Source organism: Lysobacter soli (genome assembly GCF_009755585.1).
Lineage (GTDB): Bacteria > Pseudomonadota > Gammaproteobacteria > Xanthomonadales > Xanthomonadaceae > Lysobacter_J > Lysobacter_J soli.
Map to the genome: position 1 here is coordinate 979,205 of NZ_CP046603.1, position 18,335 is coordinate 997,539.

Below are 18,335 nucleotides of genomic sequence, written 5' to 3' on the forward strand. Positions count from 1 at the left end.
CATCCGGCCCTGCCATGCGCCTTTCGCTCCCGCTTGCCGTCCTGTTCGCCATGTCCTTCAACCTCTCCGCCGCCGAAGCGCCGGCTACCGGCAAGACGGCACTGGTCATCCATGGCGGCGCCGGCTTCGTGCCGATGCAGTCGATCACGCCGAGCGAGCGCAAGGCGTACCACGAAGCGCTGAACCGCGCGCTCGACGCCGGCAACGCCGTGCTCAGCCGCGGCGGTACCGCGCTGGATGCGGTGACCGCCGCCGTGGTCGTGCTCGAGGACGCGCCGCAGTTCAACGCCGGCAAGGGTGCGGTGTTCAACGCGAAGGGCGGGCACGAACTCGACGCGGCGATCATGGAAGGCCACACGCGTCGCGCCGGCGCGATCGCGGGCGTCACCACAATCCGAAACCCGATCAAGCTCGCGCGCACGGTGATGGAAAAGAGCCCGCACGTGATGCTCGCCGGCGAAGGCGCGGAGGCGTTCGCGGACGAACATCCCGACATCCAGCGCGTGCCCAACAGCTACTTCGATACCGACAAGCGCCTGGAGCAGCTCAAGCGCGCGCAGGCGAAGGAAGCCAAGGAAGCCGCCGACGGCAAGCGCCAGGCCTTCGACGGCACGCTCGATCCGCCGACGTACCTGGGCACGGTTGGCGCCGTCGCGCTGGATTCGCAGGGGCACATCGCCGCGGCGACCAGCACCGGCGGCATGACGAACAAGAAGTGGGGCCGCGTCGGCGACGCGCCGATCATCGGCGCCGGCACCTGGGCCGACGAACGCTGCGGCGTCTCGGGCACGGGCTGGGGCGAGTTCTACATCCGCAACGCCGTCGCGCACGACATCTGCGCGCGCGTGGCCTATCGCGGCGATTCGCTGGAAGACGCGGCGAACGAGGTGGTCAACAAGATCGTGACCAAGGCCGGGGGCGACGGCGGCGCGATCGCGCTCGACCGCGACGGCAACATCGCAATGCCGTTCAACAGCGGCAGCATGTTCCGTGGATGGATCAAGCCCGACGGCAGCCGTGGGACGGCAATTCACGAAGGGGAGTGAGGAGACAGGCAGAGGTTGCCCTCGAGGATCCCGCCATCCCGGCGAAAGCCGGGACCCAGGCTGATCGACTCTTCGAAGGACGGCGTTGGGCGATCCGGCAGCGAGGCGCTCCCCACCCCTCACCCCAACCCCTCTCCCGCGAGCGGGAGAGGGGCTAAAGCGTCGCGAAACGGTTGCGAGATGGGAGGGCAGCGCTACGCCGTCAATCCCGTCTGCTGCTGCGACCACTCGTCCATGCGGCGCTTGAGTTCGTCCGGGTCCACGTCCTCGACGTGCGTCGCCAGGCTCCACTTGTGGCCGAACGGGTCGATCACCGTGCCCATGCGGTCGCCCCAGGCCTGGTTCTCCAGCGGGCGATCGACCTTCGCGCCAGCCTTCACCGCGCGATCGAACGACGCATCCACGTCGGGCACGTAGATCACGAACGTCGCCGTTGCGCCACCGCGGCGTTTCGGGCCGTAGGCGTCCATGTCGGGCCATTCGTCCGACAGCATCAGCATCGAATCGCCGATGCGGATCTCGGCATGCCCGATCTTGTCGCCCATCGGCAGGCGGAACACCTCCTGGGCGCCGAGTGCATCGCGATAGAAATCAAGCGCGGCAACGGCGTCGTCGACGATCAGGTAGGGCGTGACGCTGTGGTAACCCTCGGGAGTGGTGGGGACACTCATTTCGACCTCCATGGACGTGGGCGGCGCGGGCGCGCCAGTGGGGAAACTCCGAAGGCGAACGCGATTGGCCGCTCAATGCGGCAGCTTGCTCGCCAGCAGGTCGACGCGGTCGATCTGCGGCGGCGAGGCCAGCAGGTCGCCGGCGCGCTCCATGAGGGCGGCGGCGATCGGGCCGTCCAGGTGCGCCTGGCGGCCGGCCTCGGTGTCGAAGGTGTCGTAGATGCCGAAGGACGTCGGCCCGAAGCGCAGCGCGAACCAGGTCCGCGTGCCGGGTTCGGCTTCGGCCAGCGGCAGGGCGCCGCGCAGGAAGCGCTCGACTTCCTCTTCCTTGCCCGGTTTGGCCTCCAGGCGGGCCAGCAACGCGCAGCGGGACATGGGCGCACCTCCGGGCGGGTCGGTCAGGCTACGGCCGGCGCCGCTAACGGGACGCGAAAAACCTGCTACCGCCCCATGACACGGGCGACCCCAACCAACGGCCCGGGTCGGTTCAGGGGTTTGTGGCAAAATCGGCCCCCTGCCGCGGCCCGTCCGCGACCTTTCCGTCCACGACCGCCTCCCATGCCGATCGCCGATCCGCTCCACGCCGTGTGCGCGCCCGCCGGGATCCCCGGCCGCGTGGCCGCCGTGCGCGGCCTCGTTCGCGCCGGGCAGGCGGCCTGAGTCCAACGCATGGCCGACGAATTCGGACACCTTCCGCGCGGCCCCGCGCGGATCGCCAAAGCCACCCAATGGTCGATGCAGGGCCTGCGCGCCGCATGGCTGCACGAATCGTCCTTCCGGCTGGAAGTGTACCTGTTCGTCATCCTGGCCCCGCTGGGCTGGTGGCTCGGGCAGACGCCGGTCGAACGCGTGCTGCTGATCGGCTCGATGATGCTGGTGCTCAGCGTCGAGCTGCTCAACTCGGCCGTGGAAGCGGTGATCGAACGCTACGGCCCGGAATTCCACGAACTGGCCGGCCGCGCCAAGGACATGGGCTCGGCCGCGGTGTTCGTGGTGATGATGAACGTCTTGCTGACCTGGGGCGCGATCGTGCTGCCCCGTCTGCTCTGATCAGGTAGGAACCGAAAGTGATCGAACTGCTGACCGACCCGCATGTGTGGCTGACCCTGGTGACCCTGAGCGCGATCGAGATCGTGCTGGGCATCGACAACCTCGTCTTCATCTCCATCGCGGTCAGCAAGCTGCCGTACGCGCAGCGCGAGAAGGCGCGCAAGTTCGGCATCGCGGTGGCGTGCATCACGCGTATCGCGCTGCTGCTCACGCTCGCCTGGCTCGCCGGCCTGACCAACGACCTGTTCAACGTGCTGGGCCAGGGCATTTCGGTGCGCGACCTGGTGCTGATCCTCGGCGGCGCGTTCCTGCTGGTGAAGGGCACGATGGAGATCCGCGACCTCATCGTCGGCGAGGGCGAGGAGGAGGACATCCACACCAAGCCCAAGGCGTCGTTCATGGGCGTGATCGCGCAGATCGCGGTGATCGACATCGTCTTCTCGCTCGACTCGGTGATCGCCGCCGTCGGCATGGCCAACCACACGCCGGTGATGGTCGCCGCGATCCTGCTCGCCGTGGCCGTGATGCTGCTGGCGTCCAAGCCGCTCGGTCAGTTCATCGACCACAACCCGACGATCAAGATGCTGGCGCTGGCCTTCATCGTGCTGGTCGGTGTTTACCTGGTCGCCGACGGGTTCGAGATGCACATCCCGAAGGGCTACATCTACGGCGCGATGGGCTTTTCGGCGCTGGTGGAGTGCTTGAACCTGTGGGCCAAGCGCCGCGCGCAGCGTCGCCTGCAACCCGAATAACACGGGCGGCTAACGCGGTTGCCTTCGAACGGCCTTCCTCGCGGAAGGCCGTTTTCGTTTTCGACGCCGGCCGCTTCATGCAGGCCGGACGCCTTGGCCGTAACGCCTTCGTAACGGGTCGTCCAAGACCCTCATTGCTTCATGACCGCCCCGGTGCTGGAATGCCGGCCAATCGTCACGTCAGGAGTTCCCCATGGTCCGTCTGGTGCAAGCGTTCGTGCTGCTGGTGATGGTCGCCACCCTCAGCGGCTGCGGCTACAACACCATCCAGGAGAAGGACGAGGCGGCCAACGCCGCCTGGTCGGAAGTGCTCAACAACTACAAGCGCCGCGCCGACCTGGTGCCCAACCTGGTCGCCACGGTGAAGGGCTACGCCAGCCACGAGCAGCAGGTGCTGACGCAGGTGACCGAAGCGCGCTCGCGCGTGGGCAGCATCAACGTCAACGCGAACGATCCGGCCTCGCTCGCGCAGTTCCAGCAGGCGCAGGGCGAACTCCAGAGCGCGATCAGCCGACTGCTCGTGGTCAGCGAGAACTACCCGCAGCTCAAGGCCGACCAGAACTTCCTGCAGCTGCAGGCGCAGCTGGAAGGCACGGAAAACCGCATCACCGTGGCGCGCCAGCGCTTCATCCGCGCGGTGCAGGACTACAACACCACGATCCGCCGCTTCCCGGTGAACCTCACGGCGATGATGTTCGGCCACAAGACCCGCCCGAACTTCACGGTGGAGAACGAAGCGCAGATCCAGGAAGCGCCGAAGGTCGATTTCGGTGCACCCGCGCAGCCGCAGCAACAGACCCCGCAAACGCCGCAGACCCCGCAGCCGCCGCAGCAGCAGCCGGCGCCGTCGAACGGCTGATCGGTCGGATACGGGCCGATCGCGATGTCGATGTCGCAACGTCTGTCGTCATTCCCGCAGGTGCGCGGGAATGACGTGTCCGCACGCGCCACGCCCAACGCATGGTGGCGCCTGTTCGCGATGATCGTGTTGGCGCTGTGCTGCGCGATCGCGAACGCGCAGGACCTCGCCGCGGTTCCGCCGCTCACTTCGCCGGTGGTCGACACGACCGGAACGCTCGACGCGGCGGCGAAGCAGCGGCTCGAAGCGCAGGCGCTCGCGTTGCAGCAGCGCAAGGGCAGCCAGTTGCAGGTGCTGATGGTGCCGACCACGGAGCCGGAAGACATCGCCGAATACGCGGTGCGTGCATTCGAGCAGTGGAAGATCGGCCGCAAGGGCGTTGATGACGGCGTGCTGCTGGTGGTCGCCAAGAACGACCGGCGCGTGCGCATCGAAGTGGGTTACGGGCTGGAAGGCGCGATTCCCGATGCGACGTCGGCGCGCGTGATCCAGGAATACCTCGTGCCGAAGTTCCGCAACGGCGACTTCGCCGGCGGCATCACCGACGCGACCGCCGCGCTGGTCAAGCTGATCGATGGCGAACCCTTGCCTGCGCCGATGGCCGACCACCGTGCCGAACGCGGCCAGGGCGGCGGTAGCGGCTGGCTGGTCGCGTTGTTCGTGGCGTTCATCGTGGCGCAGGTCGTGCGCGGGATTTTCGGCCGCGCGCCGTCGATCGTGCGCGGCGTGCTCGGCGGCGCCGCGGCCGGCGGCGTGGCGTGGCTGATTTCGTCGCTGCTGGTGGTGGGCGGCATCGGCGCCTTCATCGGCTTCTTCTTCGGGCTGGCCTCGATGCCGACCGGCCGCTACGCGCGTGATCGCGGGTTCGGCGGGTGGGGTGGCGGCGGCTGGGGCGGCGGTGGATTCGGTGGAGGCGGGGGCTTCGGCGGTGGCGGCGGCTGGGGCGGTGGCGGTGGCATGAGCGGAGGCGGTGGCGCCTCCGGCAGCTGGTGAGGCGCACGCGATGAGGCTCTTCAAGCACCTGTTCGCGCCCTCGGCCAAGCGCCTGTTCCCGGGCGACAGCCTCAAGCGCATCACCGACGCGATCGCCGAGAGCGAGCGTCACCACACCGGCGAGATCTGCTTCGCCGTCGAACCCGCGCTGCATCCGCGCGCGGTGATGTCCGGTGCGCAGGCGCGCGACCGCGCGCACGAGGCGTTCGCCCAGCTGCGCGTGTGGGACACGCACGCCAACAACGGCGTCCTGCTGTATCTGTTGCTGGCCGATCACCGCATCGAGATCGTGGCCGACCGCGGCTTCCTCGGCCGGGTCAGCGACGAGCAGTGGCGGGGCGTCTGCCAGTTGATCGAGGAACGCCTGCGTGCCGGGGAGGCCGAGGCGGGCGTGCTGGCCGGCGTGTCGGCGCTGACGGACATCCTGGTCGAGCACTTCCCGCGCGAGGAAGGCACGCACGACGTCAACGAGCTGCCGGACCTGCCGTACGTGCTCTGATCCGCGAGGCCCTTGCCCCTTCACGGGCAAGCCGCATGCGACCGGCCTGCGGCACAATACGACGACGCCTTCCCGAGCCGCCGCATGACCGTCCTGCACCAGATCGACCCGATCGCCTTCCACCTCGGCCCGCTGCAGGTGCACTGGTACGGGATCATGTACCTGCTGGGCTTCGGCACGGCGTGGTGGCTGGGCCGGATGCGCGTGCGCGCCGGGCGCCTGCCGGGCGTCAACGAGCAGTCCTACGGCGACCTGCTGTTCTACGCGATGCTGGGCGTGGTGCTCGGCGGGCGCCTTGGCTACGTCTTCTTCTATTCATTCAGCGACCTGCTGCGCGAGCCGCTGATGCTGTTCCGCATCTGGGAAGGCGGCATGAGCTTCCACGGCGGCCTGCTCGGCGTCGTCGCCGCGGCGTGGTGGTGGTCGTGGAAGCACAAGCTGCACCTGATGGACACCGTCGATTTCCTCGCACCGCTGGTGCCGCCGGGCCTGGGCTTCGGCCGACTGGGGAACTACATCGGCGGCGAACTCTGGGGCAAGTACACCCAGGCCGGCTGGGGCGTGGTGTTTCCGCGCGCGGAAGCCGAACTGGCCGGGATGAACCTGCAGCAGCTGCAGGCGCAATTCGCGACGGGCGCGCTGGATCGTTTTGCGCGCCATCCCTCGCAGCTCTACCAGGCGGCGCTGGAAGGCCTGACGATGTTCGTGCTGCTGTGGTGGTTCTCCAGCAAGCCACGCCCGCGTTACGCGGTGTCGGGCATGTTCGCGCTGCTGTACGGCTGCTTCCGCTTCCTCGTCGAGTTCGTCCGCGTGCCCGATGCGCAGATCGGCTATCTCGCCTTCGGCTGGTTGACGATGGGCCAGGTGCTGAGCCTGCCGCTGATCGCGCTGGGCCTGTTCTGGCTGTTCGTGTGGTCGCGCCGCCAACCGACGCTGGAACCGCAGCCGTTCGTGCCCGCGAAGTAACGAAAGGACATCCGCGATGAAGCAGTACCTCGACCTGCTGCGCCACGTGCTGGAACACGGCGCCGACAAGTCCGACCGCACCGGCACCGGTACGCGAAGCGTGTTCGGGTGGCAGATGCGGTTCGACCTGTCCGAAGGTTTCCCGCTGGTCACCACCAAGAAGCTGCACCTGCGCTCGATCGTGCATGAGCTGCTGTGGTTCCTGCAGGGCGAGACGAACATCGCCTACCTGAAGGACAACAAGGTCTCGATCTGGAACGAATGGGCCGACGCCGACGGCGAACTCGGCCCGGTGTACGGCAAGCAGTGGCGCAGCTGGGCGGGCGCCGACGGCGCGGAGATCGACCAGATCCGCTGGGTCGTCGACGAAATCAAACGCAATCCCGATTCGCGCCGGCTCATCGTCAGTGCGTGGAATGTCGCCGACCTGCCGCGCATGGCGCTGATGCCGTGCCACACGATGTTCCAGTTCTACGTCGCCAACGGAAAGCTCAGCTGCCAGCTCTACCAGCGCAGCGGCGACATCTTCCTCGGCGTGCCGTTCAACATCGCCAGCTACGCGCTGCTGACGCACATGGTGGCGCAGGTGTGCGGGCTGGGCGTGGGCGATTTCGTGCACACGCTGGGCGATGCGCACCTGTATTCGAACCACTTCGACCAGGCGCGCGAGCAGCTGTCGCGCACGCCGCGCGCGCTGCCGCAGCTGCGGCTGAATCCCGACGTGACGGACATCTTCGGCTTCACCTTCGACGACATCGCCATCGAGAACTACGACCCGCTGCCGGCCATCAAGGCGCCGGTGGCGGTGTGACGATGAAGGTGAGCCTCATCGCCGCGCTCGATCGCCACAACGCGATCGGCCGCGACAACGACCTGCCGTGGCGGCTGCCTGACGATCTGAAGCGTTTCAAGGCGCTCACGCTGGGCAAGCCGGTGCTGATGGGCCGCAAGACCGCACAATCGCTGGGCCGCGCGCTGCCGGGGCGGCGCAATCTGGTACTGACGCGGTCGGGCGCCGTGCCGTTCGAGGGGATGACGGCGGTTTCGTCCATCGACGAAGCCGTGCGCATCGCGCAAACCGACGGTGCCGACGAGCTGTGCGTGATCGGTGGCGGCGAGGTGTATGCGTTGACGCTGCCGATCGCGACGCATCTGCTCCTGACGCATGTCGACACGCAGGTCGATGGCGCCCACGCGTTCTTCCCGGACTTCGATGCGGCGCAGTGGCGTGTGGTCTCGCGCGAACGGCACGAGGCCGATGCGAAGCATGCGTTCGCGTTCGAGTTCGTGGATTACGTGCGGGCTTGATGGTTCGCGCCTCAGCTTGCAAGCGGCGCACGTAATTCCGACACCGTCATCCCGGCGAAGGCCGGCACCCAGGCCGGTAACGCGCGGGCACGCTCGTTTCGGTGACCCACAGCATCGTCATTCCAGCGAAAGCTGGAATCCATCTTGCTTCCGCGGTTTCTGAGGTGCGAAGCAACAACGCAGCGCTGTGCTGCAACGTTCGTTCACCGGTACGGCTTCGTTGCCCCTCACCCCAACCCCTCTCCCGTGGGGAGAGGGGCTAAGCGCAAGCGCTCAGTCGCGATCCTGATCCGCAGTCGCCTTCGGCGCAGCGGCCTGCGCTTCGTTGCGCGGTCCCTGTTGGCCGTTCGGGTGTGGCGGACGTCCGTGGTGGCGACGCTGCTGTCCGTTGTGGTTCGGACGCGGACGTTGCGTGCGCTTGTCGTCGCCGTGGTACGGCGGACGCGGACGTGGCGGCTGGGCCGGGACGTCGCGGCCCGGTGCCTGCACGATGCGCAACTCGTCGCTGTCCAGCTGCAGCGCGGTGAGCTTTCCGCCCCAGACCGCGCCGGTGTCGATGGCGTGCACGCCGTGACCGATGAACAGGCCCAGCGTCGACCAGTGGCCGCACACGATCTTCAGATCGCGCTCGACGCGCCCCGGGACCTCGTACCACGGGTACAGGCCGACCGGCTGCGTGCCTGGTGCGCCCTTGTCCTCGAACGAGATGCGCCCGCGCGGCGTGCAGTAACGCATGCGCGTGAACACGTTGATGATCGCGCGATGGCGGTCGATGCCGGCGAGCTTCGGGTGCCACGCCGGCTTGTCGCCGTACATGTTCTTCAGCAGGCGGCGGAACTGGTCGCCGTGCAGGCGCTCCTCGATCTCGCGCGCGAAGCGCTCGGCCATCTGCGTGGTCCACTGCGGCGCGAGCGCGGCGTGCACCATCATCCAGCCGAGCGAGCGGTCCACGTGCACCAGCTTCTGCATGCGCAGCCAGTCGAGCAGCACGTCGCGGTCCTCGGCGAGCACGATGCGCTGCAGGTCGGGATTGACCTTGCGCTGCTCGTCCTCGCGACGCTCGCCGATCGCCAGCAGCGACAGGTCGTGGTTGCCCAGCACGACGGTGCTGTGATCGCGCAGCGAATGCACCAGCCGCAGCGTCTCCAGCGATTGACCGCCACGATTGACCAGGTCGCCGCAGAACCAGAGGCGGTCGCGCGCCGGATCGAAGTTGATGCGTTCGAGCAATCGCTGCGTCGCGTCGTAACAGCCCTGCAGGTCGCCGATGGCCCAGATGCTCATGGCGTGCCCGTCAGTGCAGCGTGCGGGGCACGGACAGCGTGAAGGCGGGAATCGGCGTCTCGAACGGCGTACCGTCGTCGCCAACCATCGTGTAGGTGCCTTCCATCATCCCGTGCGTGGTTTCGAGCACGGCGCCGGAGGTGTATTCGAAATCGTCGCCCGGACGCAGCCACGGCTGTTCGCCGACGACGCCTTCGCCCTCGACTTCCTGCACCTTGCCGTTGCCGTCGGTGATCAGCCAGTGGCGGCGCGTGAGGCGCGCGGCCTCGCTGCCGCTGTTGCGGATGCTGATGGTGTAGGCGAAGACGTAACGGTCCTGGCCCGGCTCGGACTGGCTGTCGAGGTAACGGGTCGCCACGGTGATGTCGAAGGAATAGTCGGTACTGCGGTTCATGCGGACAGTGTAGGGGCTGCGATGCGCGATAGGTCAACGCGCCGTGGAGAACGCGTTGCCGCGGGCGTCACGCGTTGCGCTGGCGCGCGAGCGAATTGGCGAGCCGCACGAAATCGGCGACCTCGATCTGTTCGGCGCGCGCATCCGGGCGCACGCCGGCGGCCTCGATCGCGGCGGCATCGCACTGGTTCGACAGCGCGTTGCGCAGCGTCTTGCGGCGCTGGCCGAAGGCGTCGCGCACCACGGCCGAATACAGCGCGTGATCGTCGATGCCGATCGACTCGGGTGCGCGCGGCACCAGTCGCACCACGGCCGAGTCCACTTTCGGCGGCGGACGGAACGCGCCCGGCGGCACGTCGAACAGCGGCGTCACGTGGCAGTACGCCTGCAGCATCACGCCCAGGCGCCCGTACACCTTGCTGCCTGGGCCCGCCGCCATGCGGTCGACGACTTCCTTCTGCAGCATGAAGTGCATGTCGCGGATCGCCGATGCATGTTCGAGCGCATGGAACAGGATCGGCGAGGACAGGTTGTAGGGCAGGTTGCCGACCAGGCGGATCTGTCCGCCCTCGTCGCCGGCGTTGCGCGCCAGCGCGGTGAAATCGACGGTGAGCACGTCGCGATGGATCACTTCCAGCGTGCCGTGCGCACGCGCGGCTTCGGTCAGCGGGAAGATGAGGTCGCGGTCGAACTCGATGACCGTCAGTTCCTTGTGGCGGTCCAGCAGCGGGAAGGTAATGGCGCCCTGGCCCGGGCCGATCTCGACGAGGCGATCGCCGGGCCGGGGGTCCACGGCGAGCACGATGCTGTCGATGATCCCGCGATCGGTCAGGAAATGCTGGCCGAGGTGCTTCTTGGCGGGCTCGGTGAAATGGGGGCTGCGCGTGCTCATGCGGGCATCATGCCGGGATCTGGCGGGCGTCGATTCGGGTGCGTGCGATGCGGGCGCAGGTATCGGCTGCGGCGAACAGGCTGGACGGGTCGGCGGTGCCGTGTCCGGCCAGTTCCAGCGCGGTCCCGTGGTCGACCGCGACACGCGGATAGGGCAGGCCCAGGGTGAGGTTCACCGCGCGCTCGAAGCCGCTGAACTTGAGCACCGGCAGGCCCTGATCGTGGTACATCGCGACCACGGCGTCGAAGCCGCGCAGCTTGGCCGGCAGGAAGGCGGTGTCGGCCGGCAGCGGGCCGACCAGCCGCATGCCGCCCTCGCGCAGCGTTGCAAGCAGCGGCTCGATGACCTCGATCTCCTCGCGCCCCAGATGCCCGGCTTCCCCCGCGTGCGGGTTGAGGCCGAGCACGGCGATGACCGGATCGGCGATGCCGACGTCGTGGCGAAGTGCGTCGTGCGTGATGCGCAGCGTGCGTTCCAGCACGGGCGCGGTGATCGCATCGGCGACCTCGCGCAACGGCAGGTGCGTGGTGGCCAGCGCGACACGCACGACGTCGTTGGCCAGCATCATCACGACCTCGCGGCCGGCCTGGTCGGCGAGCAGCTCGGTCGTGCCGGTGTAGGCGATGCCGCCCTCGTTGATCACCGCCTTGTGCACGGGGCCGGTGACCACGCCGGCGAAGCGACCGTCGAGGCAACCCTGCGCGGCGTCGCGAAGCGCGCCGATCACGGCAGCGGCGTTGCGCGGGTCGGGCTGGCCGAAGGCCGGAACGACGGCGTTGGGAACATCGATCAGGGCCAGTTCGCCCGGCTGCGTCGCGGGCTCCTCCGAGTCGAGCAGGCGCAAGGGGAGCGAAAGCGCCTCAGCCGCCGCGCGCAGCGTGCGCGCGTCGGCGAAGGCCGTCAGGGAGTAATCGCGGGAGCGCTGCGCCAGTCGGACGCAGAGCTCGGGACCGACACCCGCCGGCTCGCCCGGCACCAGCGCGAGCCGAACAGGGGTCATGTCCGGCTCGCTCAGCCGTTGCTGGCCGGAGCGGCGGGGGTAGCTTCGGCGTCGGCGGTCTTGCCGACGCGCACGTCGACGAAGGCTTCGCCGCGCATTTCGCGCAGGAAGCGGTTCCACTCGTCTTCCAGCTTGCGGCGGCCGATCGTTTCCTGAACCTGTGCGCGACGGTTGCGCTCGCCGACGTCGGCTTCGCGCGTGGCTTCCAGCTTGATCAGGTGGTAACCGGCCTGCGTGCGGATCGGCTGCGACACTTGGTTCGGCTGGAGGCCGGCGACGGCGTTGCCGAATTCGGGGCCGAATTCGTCGCGGGTGAACCAGCCCAGCTCGCCGCCCTTCGGCGCGGAGCTCTGGTCCTGCGAGTTCTCCTGCGCGAGCAAGGCGAAGTCGGCGCCGCCCATGAGGCGGGCCTGCAGGGTCTGCGCCTGCGCCTTGGCCTTGGCGTCGTCGACCGAATCGCTGGTGCGGATCAGGATGTGGCGCGCCTGGTACTGCGTGACCATGTTCGGGCCGGCCTGCGAGGCGTCGCGCACCTCGACGAGCTTGAGCAGCTGGAAGCCGCTCGGGCCACGGATCGGATCGGTGACCTGGCCGGGCGACATGTTGCGCATCAGCGAGGCGAACGCGTTGGGGATTTCATCGACGCTGCGCCAGCCCAGGTCGCCGCCTTCCAGCGCGTTCGGGCTGTCGGAATAGCGCACCGCCGCGGCGGAGAAGTCCATCTCGCCCTTGTCGATCAGCGCCTTGACGCCTTCGACCTTCTTCTGGGCGGTCGCGATCTGCTCGGCCGTCGCGCCTTCCGGCAGCGCCACGAGGATGTGCGCGAGGTGGTACTGCGCGCCCTGGTTCGCCTGCGCGGCCATGGCGGCATCGACCTCGGCCTCGCTGACCGACACGCGGCTCTGCGCGAAACGCTGGCGCAGGCGCTGGATCAGCAGTTCGTCGCGGATCGAGTTGCGGAAATCGGTGTACGGGGTGCCTTCGCGCGCCAGCTGCTGGCGGAGCTGCTCGGGCGAGACTCGGTTCTGCTGGGCGATGCCGGCGATGGCCTGCTCGACTTCCTGGTCGGTCACGCGCACGCCGGTGCCCTGGGCGCGGGCGACCTGCAGCTTCACCAGGACCAGGCGCTCGAGCACCTGGCGCTGGAGCACATCGCGCGGCGGCAGCTGGTTCTCGCGTCCTGCGTACTGGGCCAGGATGTTGTTCACCGCGCGATCCAGCTCGGTCTTGAGGATCACGTCCTCGTCGACGATGGCGGCGATGCCATCGATCGGCTCGACGGAGGCCGCGGTCTGGGCCAGGGCGGTCGCACCCGGCAGGACGGCGCCGGAGAGCACCGCGACGGCAAGGGCGGACGCGAGTAGTTTCTTCATAGGGTCGGGTCGGGGGTGGATTCGACTTGGCCGCTGCCGCTGTTCAGGCGCTGCGTGGACGTGGGCGGCACGAGATAGAGGTCGTCGCGGTCGTAGCCGAGGATACCACGGCGCAGGACCCGCTCCGTGTTCTGGCCCGCGGAGCCCAGGCCCTTCAGCTCGAATTCGAACATGATGCGCGTGTCCAGTTCACCGTCGCGATTACGCAGGTATCGGCGGCCGACCAGGCGCGCGGCCAGGCAGCAGCTTTCCCATTGGACACCGGCGATGGTCTCCAGTTCCTTCTTGTCCAGGATCGAGTAGTAGTAGCGTCCGACGACGCTCCAGGTCTCGTTGATCGGATAGAGGAAGGAGAAGTCGGCCTGCTCCAGCTGGTCGCGCAGCTCCGGCGGATCGATGTCCTGGCGGAAGGCGGCGTTGCGGCGATAGCGGTAGCCGAGGTTCACGACGCCGCCGCGGTCGAACAGGTAACGCACGCGGGCGGAGACGAAGTCCTCGCCCCGGTACTTCGGGTTCCAGATGTAGGTCGCGCCGAGGTTCCAGCGGTCGTTCGGCGAGACGCTGGCGTCGGCGACCCACGCCGACTTGCCCGATTCGATCGTGGTCTGGTTCGGCAGCGTGACGCGGCTGTCGTCGAAGTACTGGATCTGGCCGATGCTGGCGGCCAGACGCTCGCGACCGTCTTCCTCGCTGATGAAGCGCGTGGTCAGGGCAGCGGTCAGCTGGTTGGCGTCCATCTGCCGGTCCGCGCCGGTATAGCGGTTGTCGCGGAACAGCTGGCCCCAGCTGAAGGTCATCGGGCCGGTATCGAAGACCGGGAAGTTGTCCTGGTTCCGGTACGGGACGTTGAGGTAGTACAGGCGCGGTTCGAGCGTGTGAAGGTAGCTCGTGCCACGGAAGGTGGTGTTGCGGTCGAAGTACAGACCGGCGTCGACCGACGTGATCGGCAGGCTGCGCGTGAGGTTGCTGTCCTGGAACCGCGCTGGGTCAACCGGGCCGCCATTGCGCTGCGCGAACTCTTCGGCGCGGCTCTGCGCATTGCCGTCCAGCTGGTACGCCGTGTAGCGCCAGGCCAGCTTCGGGCGGATGAACCAGCTAGCGCCTTCCAGCGGCATCGTCACGAACGGCTTCACGTCGATTCGCGTGCCGCCGAGGAATTCCTGATGCTCGAAACGCGCGCCTTCGGCATCCACGCCGGCCTGGAGCCACGGCATGAACGGCTGCGCCCAGCTGAAATAGGCACGTGGCAGGCGATCGAAGGGAAGGTTGACCTCGCTCAGCGTGTAGTCGGCCAACTGGTAGTGGTCGGCCATGACGCCGCCGGACCAGTAGCGGCCGCGGCCGTACACGCCCGCATCGCTGCGGATCGAATACTGCGAGATCCCGTACAGGCTGCTGCTGAAATCCTCGAAGTAGTGGGTGTCGCTGACCCAGCCGAGGTTGGTATTGGCGTACCAGGCGCTGTTGATGTTGTGCGTTGCAGACAACGCGAACTGGCCGCGGTTCTTTTCCGGCAGGCTCGACACCGGGAAGCCGACTTCGGGATTGAGGTAGCGGTCGGGCTCATCGCCCGGCAGCTTGTCGCTGGGCATCCAGTTTCCGTAGACCTCGCCCTTGCCGCGTTCGTACAACCAGCGGAACTCGGCGCCGAGCAGTCCGCCACGATCGGCCATGATGCGCGGGTAGAGCGTGGCGTCGTAGTTCGGCGCGAGGTTGAGATAGATCGGCTGCTTGTAGTCGAAGCCGTTGCGGCCGGACAGCGAGAGCTGCGGGTAGAGCAGGCCGGTGCGTCGCTGGTCGTCGACCGGGAACATGAACCACGGCACGTAGAGGACCGGCACGCTGCCGATGCGCACGGTGGCATTGCGTGCCACGCCCATGCCCTTGGCGGTGTCGATCTCGATGCGGCTTGCACGCAGTTCCCACGCACGCTGGTTCGGCGCGCAGGTCGAGTACGTAGATCCAACCAGCCGTCCGCGCGCGCCTTCCAGTTCGATGCGCTCGGCGCCGCCGTTGCCGCGACGCTGGGTGAGCTGGTACTGCACGTCCTCGATGCGGTGGCGGTCGGCGTTCTGGTCGCCTTCGGCGCGCTCGGCGAGGATGCGCATGCCGCTGTCCTGGTAACGCACATTGCCCACCGCGCTGTAGCGGCCGGTCTCGGCGTTATAGGTGAGCTTGTCCGTGCCCAGGAATTGGTCGCCACGATTCAGGCGTACGTTGTCCTGCACGACGATGTCTTCGGCGGTACCCGCGCGCTCAAGCTGTCCGCCATCGATGTCGGTCGGTTCGCTGCCGCGGTTCTCGATGCCGCCCACCGGAGCGGGGGCATCCTCGAACACGGGAACCACGTCGATGATCGGGCACAGGCCCCAGTTGTCCTCATCGCCGTCGGCAGCGTACGCCGGCAGGGCCAGCGCGATGCACAGCGACAACGGGAGCAGTCGGAGGGGTCGGTGCACTCGGGATCCGTGATCGTCGGCGTTCAGGAAAACGGGGTCGCTAGCTTGCCGTATCCCTTGCAAGGGGGCAACGCGAGCACCATCTTGCTCCCGGCACTGTTCATTTCCGCGTCAAGACAGGAGTGGCCCATGTCCCAGCAGCCTTCCACCGATACCGCGCCGGTCTGCCGGACCGACGACGAATGGCGCGAGCGCCTCAGCCCGGAACAGTTCGCGGTATGCCGCTGTTCGGCCACCGAACGCGCCTTCACCGGCCGCTTCTGGAACCACAAGGAAGCCGGCACCTACACCTGCGTCGCGTGCGGGACGCCGCTGTTCTCGTCGAAGGCGAAGTACGACTCCGGCAGCGGCTGGCCCAGTTACTGGGAGCCGGTGTCGAAGGACGCCGTCACCGAGCACGTGGACGAAAGCCACGGCATGCGCCGCGTCGAGATCAAGTGCGCGCGCTGCGATTCGCACCTGGGTCACGTGTTCCCCGATGGCCCGCCGCCGACCGGCCTGCGCTACTGCATCAACTCGGCATCGCTGGAGTTCACGCCCGACAAGTGACCGTCGGGCGCAGGCTCAGTCGAGCAGCGCACCCACGTGCGCGACGCTGGCTTCGCGCAGCGCGGCCAGGTCGTAGCCGCCTTCCAGCATCGACACGACGCGACCGTCGCCATGCCGTTTCGCGATGGCGACGAGTTCGCGCGTGATCCACTCGTAATCGCCGCTCTCCAGTTCGATCTGCGCGAGCGGGTCGCGCTTGTGCGCGTCGAATCCGGCGGAGATGAAGAGCAACTGCGGGCGGAAGGAATCGAGCGTCGGCAGCAGGCGTTCGCGCCAGATACGGCGGAAGCCGTCGCTGTCGCAACCCGGCGGCAGCGGAGCGTTGACGATGTTGCCGACGCCGCGTTCGTTGGCGTAGCCGGTGTCCGGATACAGCGGCATCTGGTGTGACGACAGGTACATCACGCGAGCATCGGTATCGAAGATCGCCTGCGTCCCGTTGCCGTGGTGAACGTCGAAATCGACGACCGCCACGCGCGACAGGCCGTGCTTGTCGCAGGCGTGCGCCGCGGCGACGGCAATGTTGTTGAACAGGCAGAAGCCCATCGCGGCCGAAGGGGTCGCGTGGTGGCCGGGCGGACGCACCGCGCAGAACACGCGGCGTACTTCGCCGTGCATCACCGCATCCACCGCGGCGATGCCGGCGCCGGCCGCGCGCAAGGCCGCTTCGGCTGAGCCGGGGGCCAGCACCGTGTCCGGATCCAGCGCCATCGGGCCGTCGACCGGCGTGTCGAGCACCAGCGCGAGCAGCGCATCGTCGTGCACGCGCAGCAGTTGCCCGCGGCTCGCACGCGGCGCTTCTTCCCAGTGAAGGACGTCCGGAAAGGCCTCGCGCAGCGCTTCGGTTACGGCGACCAGCCGCAACGGACGTTCCGCATGGCCCGGGCCGGGATCGTGGCGCGTGCACGCCGGGTGGGTGTAGATGCGCATGGCGCGCGGCGCGTCAGGCCTTGCGCCGCTCGTGGTTCCACAGCACTTCGCCGTGGCCGCTGGCACGCGCGAGCACGCGGGCCAGCACGAACAGCAGGTCGGACAGGCGGTTGAGATAGCGCACCGCTTCCGGACGTACGTCCTCGATGCGCGAGAGCGACACCGCCTCGCGTTCCGCGCGACGCACGACGGTGCGTGCGACGTGGCAGCGCGCCGCCGCTTCGCCGCCGCCGGGCAGGATGAAATCCTTCAGCGGCGGGAGCGGTTCGTTGAAGGCGTCGAGCTGCTGTTCCAGGCGTTCGATATCGGCATCGAAGATCGCCGCATGCCCCGGGATGCACAGTTCACCACCGAGGTCGAACAGCTGGTGCTGCACGGTGGTGAGCAGGGCGCGGACGTCCTCGGGGAGCTCCGCGGCGAGCACTAGGCCGATGCACGAATTGGCTTCGTCCACAGTGCCGTAGGCGGCGACGCGGTCGGAGTCCTTGGCGACGCGGCTGCCGTCGCCGAGGCCGGTCGTACCGTCGTCGCCGGTGCGGGTGTAGATCTTCGAGAGGCGGTTGCCCACGCGGCGAGGCCGCTTACACCGTCTGCGCGCGCAGCGCCGGGACGCGGCGGCGCAGCAGCGCAAAGCCGCCGAACAGCAGCGCGGCGTAGAACAGCGTGCCCAGCAGCGTCCACTGGAAGAACGGCAGCGCCGCGGCGTAGCACGGTGCCAGGCCGATCATGCACGACGGGTGCGCGGTCATCGGCGTGGCGGTTGCCCACACGGCGAAGTTGGTCACCACGAAGAACAGCACCGATCCCATCAGCGAGTAGCCCAGCACGCGCGCGCCGTTGACGCGGCCGCGCAGGCCGAAGCCCAGCACCGCCGACAGCGCGATGCAGGCGTAGACCGACAGCCACGTCGCCAGGTAGGCCGGGCTGGTGAAGTGTTCGAAATACGTTCCGCCCAGCGTGAGGCCGAGGATCAGGTCCGACACCAGCATCGCCACCAGCGGCACGGCGACGGCCATCGCGCGCGAGGCGAAGTAGGCGCCACCGAACAGCGCGACCGCTTCGACCGGCGAGAAATTCGGCGGATGCGGCAGCAGGCGCGTGAGCGCGGCGACCACGATCATGCCGATGAGCACCAGCGGGCCGGGCGCGAACAGGCTGGAAGCGGACGGGCCGGAGGTGGCAGGCGAGGCGGAAACGGGACGGTTCATCGTGTTCGGGTCTTGAGAAGGTCACGGCCTTCAGGAACCGCTAGCATAGCGCAATGCCTGTCGCGGCCCCCTCAAATCCGCCCTCCGGCGCGCCCGGAGACT

21 protein-coding genes are annotated in these 18,335 nt (G+C 68.2%); 10 read left to right on the forward strand and 11 right to left on the reverse strand.

Translation table 11 applies throughout. The annotated features are described in order from the left end of the window. Nucleotides 1-14: 14 nt before the first annotated feature. On the forward strand, nucleotides 15-1,046 hold the full coding sequence (locus GOY17_RS04460) for an isoaspartyl peptidase/L-asparaginase family protein (RefSeq protein ID WP_157029482.1): 1,032 nt from the start codon (nucleotides 15-17) through the stop codon (nucleotides 1,044-1,046). A 194-nt stretch (nucleotides 1,047-1,240) separates the two neighbouring features. Here GOY17_RS04460 and GOY17_RS04465 read toward each other — a convergent pair whose 3' ends face one another. Both GOY17_RS04465 and GOY17_RS04470 read right to left on the reverse strand, forming a co-directional pair. After that, nucleotides 1,241-1,717 carry a VOC family protein gene (locus GOY17_RS04465; RefSeq protein ID WP_157029483.1) on the reverse strand — a complete coding sequence of 159 codons (477 nt, stop codon included), beginning with the start codon at nucleotides 1,715-1,717 and terminating at the stop codon, nucleotides 1,241-1,243. 72 nt (nucleotides 1,718-1,789) lie between these two features. Continuing rightward, nucleotides 1,790-2,092 carry a putative quinol monooxygenase gene (locus GOY17_RS04470; RefSeq protein WP_157029484.1) on the reverse strand — a complete coding sequence of 101 codons (303 nt, stop codon included), beginning with the start codon at nucleotides 2,090-2,092 and terminating at the stop codon, nucleotides 1,790-1,792. A gap of 294 nt (nucleotides 2,093-2,386) precedes the next feature. Between GOY17_RS04470 and GOY17_RS04475 the strand changes: the two genes are divergently transcribed. The 8 genes from GOY17_RS04475 to GOY17_RS04510 all read left to right on the forward strand — a co-directional run bounded on the left by GOY17_RS04475 (nucleotide 2,387) and on the right by GOY17_RS04510 (nucleotide 8,144). Beyond that, nucleotides 2,387-2,767 carry a diacylglycerol kinase gene (locus GOY17_RS04475; protein WP_115843655.1) on the forward strand — a complete coding sequence of 127 codons (381 nt, stop codon included), beginning with the start codon at nucleotides 2,387-2,389 and terminating at the stop codon, nucleotides 2,765-2,767. Between the two features lie 17 nt (nucleotides 2,768-2,784). Continuing rightward, on the forward strand, nucleotides 2,785-3,519 hold the full coding sequence (locus GOY17_RS04480; RefSeq protein WP_115843653.1) for a TerC family protein: 735 nt from the start codon (nucleotides 2,785-2,787) through the stop codon (nucleotides 3,517-3,519). Between the two features lie 193 nt (nucleotides 3,520-3,712). Continuing rightward, nucleotides 3,713-4,378 carry a LemA family protein gene (locus GOY17_RS04485; protein WP_157029485.1) on the forward strand — a complete coding sequence of 222 codons (666 nt, stop codon included), beginning with the start codon at nucleotides 3,713-3,715 and terminating at the stop codon, nucleotides 4,376-4,378. Nucleotides 4,379-4,498: 120 nt separating this feature from the next. Continuing rightward, nucleotides 4,499-5,371 carry a TPM domain-containing protein gene (locus GOY17_RS04490; RefSeq protein WP_198173912.1) on the forward strand — a complete coding sequence of 291 codons (873 nt, stop codon included), beginning with the start codon at nucleotides 4,499-4,501 and terminating at the stop codon, nucleotides 5,369-5,371. A 10-nt stretch (nucleotides 5,372-5,381) separates the two neighbouring features. Beyond that, a complete protein-coding gene (locus GOY17_RS04495) occupies nucleotides 5,382-5,870 on the forward strand; it encodes a TPM domain-containing protein (protein ID WP_157029487.1) in 489 nt (162 codons plus the stop codon). 84 nt (nucleotides 5,871-5,954) lie between these two features. Continuing rightward, nucleotides 5,955-6,836, forward strand: coding sequence for a prolipoprotein diacylglyceryl transferase (lgt, locus tag GOY17_RS04500; protein ID WP_157029488.1), 882 nt, complete (start codon nucleotides 5,955-5,957; stop codon nucleotides 6,834-6,836). A gap of 16 nt (nucleotides 6,837-6,852) precedes the next feature. Beyond that, on the forward strand, nucleotides 6,853-7,647 hold the full coding sequence (locus GOY17_RS04505) for a thymidylate synthase (protein ID WP_157029489.1): 795 nt from the start codon (nucleotides 6,853-6,855) through the stop codon (nucleotides 7,645-7,647). Between the two features lie 2 nt (nucleotides 7,648-7,649). Further along, a complete protein-coding gene (locus GOY17_RS04510) occupies nucleotides 7,650-8,144 on the forward strand; it encodes a dihydrofolate reductase (protein WP_198173812.1) in 495 nt (164 codons plus the stop codon). A 273-nt stretch (nucleotides 8,145-8,417) separates the two neighbouring features. Here GOY17_RS04510 and GOY17_RS04515 read toward each other — a convergent pair whose 3' ends face one another. From GOY17_RS04515 to lptD, 6 genes are all read right to left on the reverse strand, one after another. Then, a complete protein-coding gene (locus tag GOY17_RS04515; RefSeq protein WP_232338528.1) occupies nucleotides 8,418-9,428 on the reverse strand; it encodes a symmetrical bis(5'-nucleosyl)-tetraphosphatase in 1,011 nt (336 codons plus the stop codon). Nucleotides 9,429-9,438: 10 nt separating this feature from the next. Beyond that, on the reverse strand, nucleotides 9,439-9,822 hold the full coding sequence (apaG, locus tag GOY17_RS04520; RefSeq protein ID WP_115843639.1) for a Co2+/Mg2+ efflux facilitator ApaG/CorD: 384 nt from the start codon (nucleotides 9,820-9,822) through the stop codon (nucleotides 9,439-9,441). A 67-nt stretch (nucleotides 9,823-9,889) separates the two neighbouring features. Then, nucleotides 9,890-10,714 carry a 16S rRNA (adenine(1518)-N(6)/adenine(1519)-N(6))-dimethyltransferase RsmA gene (rsmA, locus tag GOY17_RS04525; protein ID WP_157029490.1) on the reverse strand — a complete coding sequence of 275 codons (825 nt, stop codon included), beginning with the start codon at nucleotides 10,712-10,714 and terminating at the stop codon, nucleotides 9,890-9,892. A 7-nt stretch (nucleotides 10,715-10,721) separates the two neighbouring features. Further along, entirely contained in the window at nucleotides 10,722-11,714 is a 993-nt protein-coding gene (gene pdxA / locus GOY17_RS04530) for a 4-hydroxythreonine-4-phosphate dehydrogenase PdxA (protein ID WP_157029491.1), read from the reverse strand. A gap of 11 nt (nucleotides 11,715-11,725) precedes the next feature. Continuing rightward, on the reverse strand, nucleotides 11,726-13,087 hold the full coding sequence (locus tag GOY17_RS04535) for a peptidylprolyl isomerase (RefSeq protein WP_157029492.1): 1,362 nt from the start codon (nucleotides 13,085-13,087) through the stop codon (nucleotides 11,726-11,728). Then, nucleotides 13,084-15,546 carry an LPS assembly protein LptD gene (lptD, locus tag GOY17_RS04540; protein WP_157029493.1) on the reverse strand — a complete coding sequence of 821 codons (2,463 nt, stop codon included), beginning with the start codon at nucleotides 15,544-15,546 and terminating at the stop codon, nucleotides 13,084-13,086. Before lptD ends, GOY17_RS04535 begins: the two co-directional genes overlap by 4 nt. A 129-nt stretch (nucleotides 15,547-15,675) precedes the next feature. On the opposite strand from lptD, the gene msrB reads away from it, so the two are divergent. Continuing rightward, on the forward strand, nucleotides 15,676-16,095 hold the full coding sequence (gene msrB / locus GOY17_RS04545) for a peptide-methionine (R)-S-oxide reductase MsrB (protein ID WP_115843629.1): 420 nt from the start codon (nucleotides 15,676-15,678) through the stop codon (nucleotides 16,093-16,095). 15 nt (nucleotides 16,096-16,110) lie between these two features. Here the strand turns inward: msrB and GOY17_RS04550 are convergent, their stop codons facing one another. From GOY17_RS04550 to GOY17_RS04560, 3 genes are read right to left on the reverse strand one after another with little or no spacing between them, the layout of a single operon-like run. Further along, a complete protein-coding gene (locus GOY17_RS04550; RefSeq protein ID WP_157029494.1) occupies nucleotides 16,111-17,025 on the reverse strand; it encodes a histone deacetylase family protein in 915 nt (304 codons plus the stop codon). A 13-nt stretch (nucleotides 17,026-17,038) separates the two neighbouring features. Next, on the reverse strand, nucleotides 17,039-17,593 hold the full coding sequence (locus GOY17_RS04555) for a cob(I)yrinic acid a,c-diamide adenosyltransferase (protein ID WP_157029495.1): 555 nt from the start codon (nucleotides 17,591-17,593) through the stop codon (nucleotides 17,039-17,041). Nucleotides 17,594-17,606: 13 nt separating this feature from the next. Beyond that, a complete protein-coding gene (locus GOY17_RS04560; RefSeq protein WP_198173813.1) occupies nucleotides 17,607-18,233 on the reverse strand; it encodes a DUF6580 family putative transport protein in 627 nt (208 codons plus the stop codon). Nucleotides 18,234-18,335 lie beyond the last annotated feature (102 nt).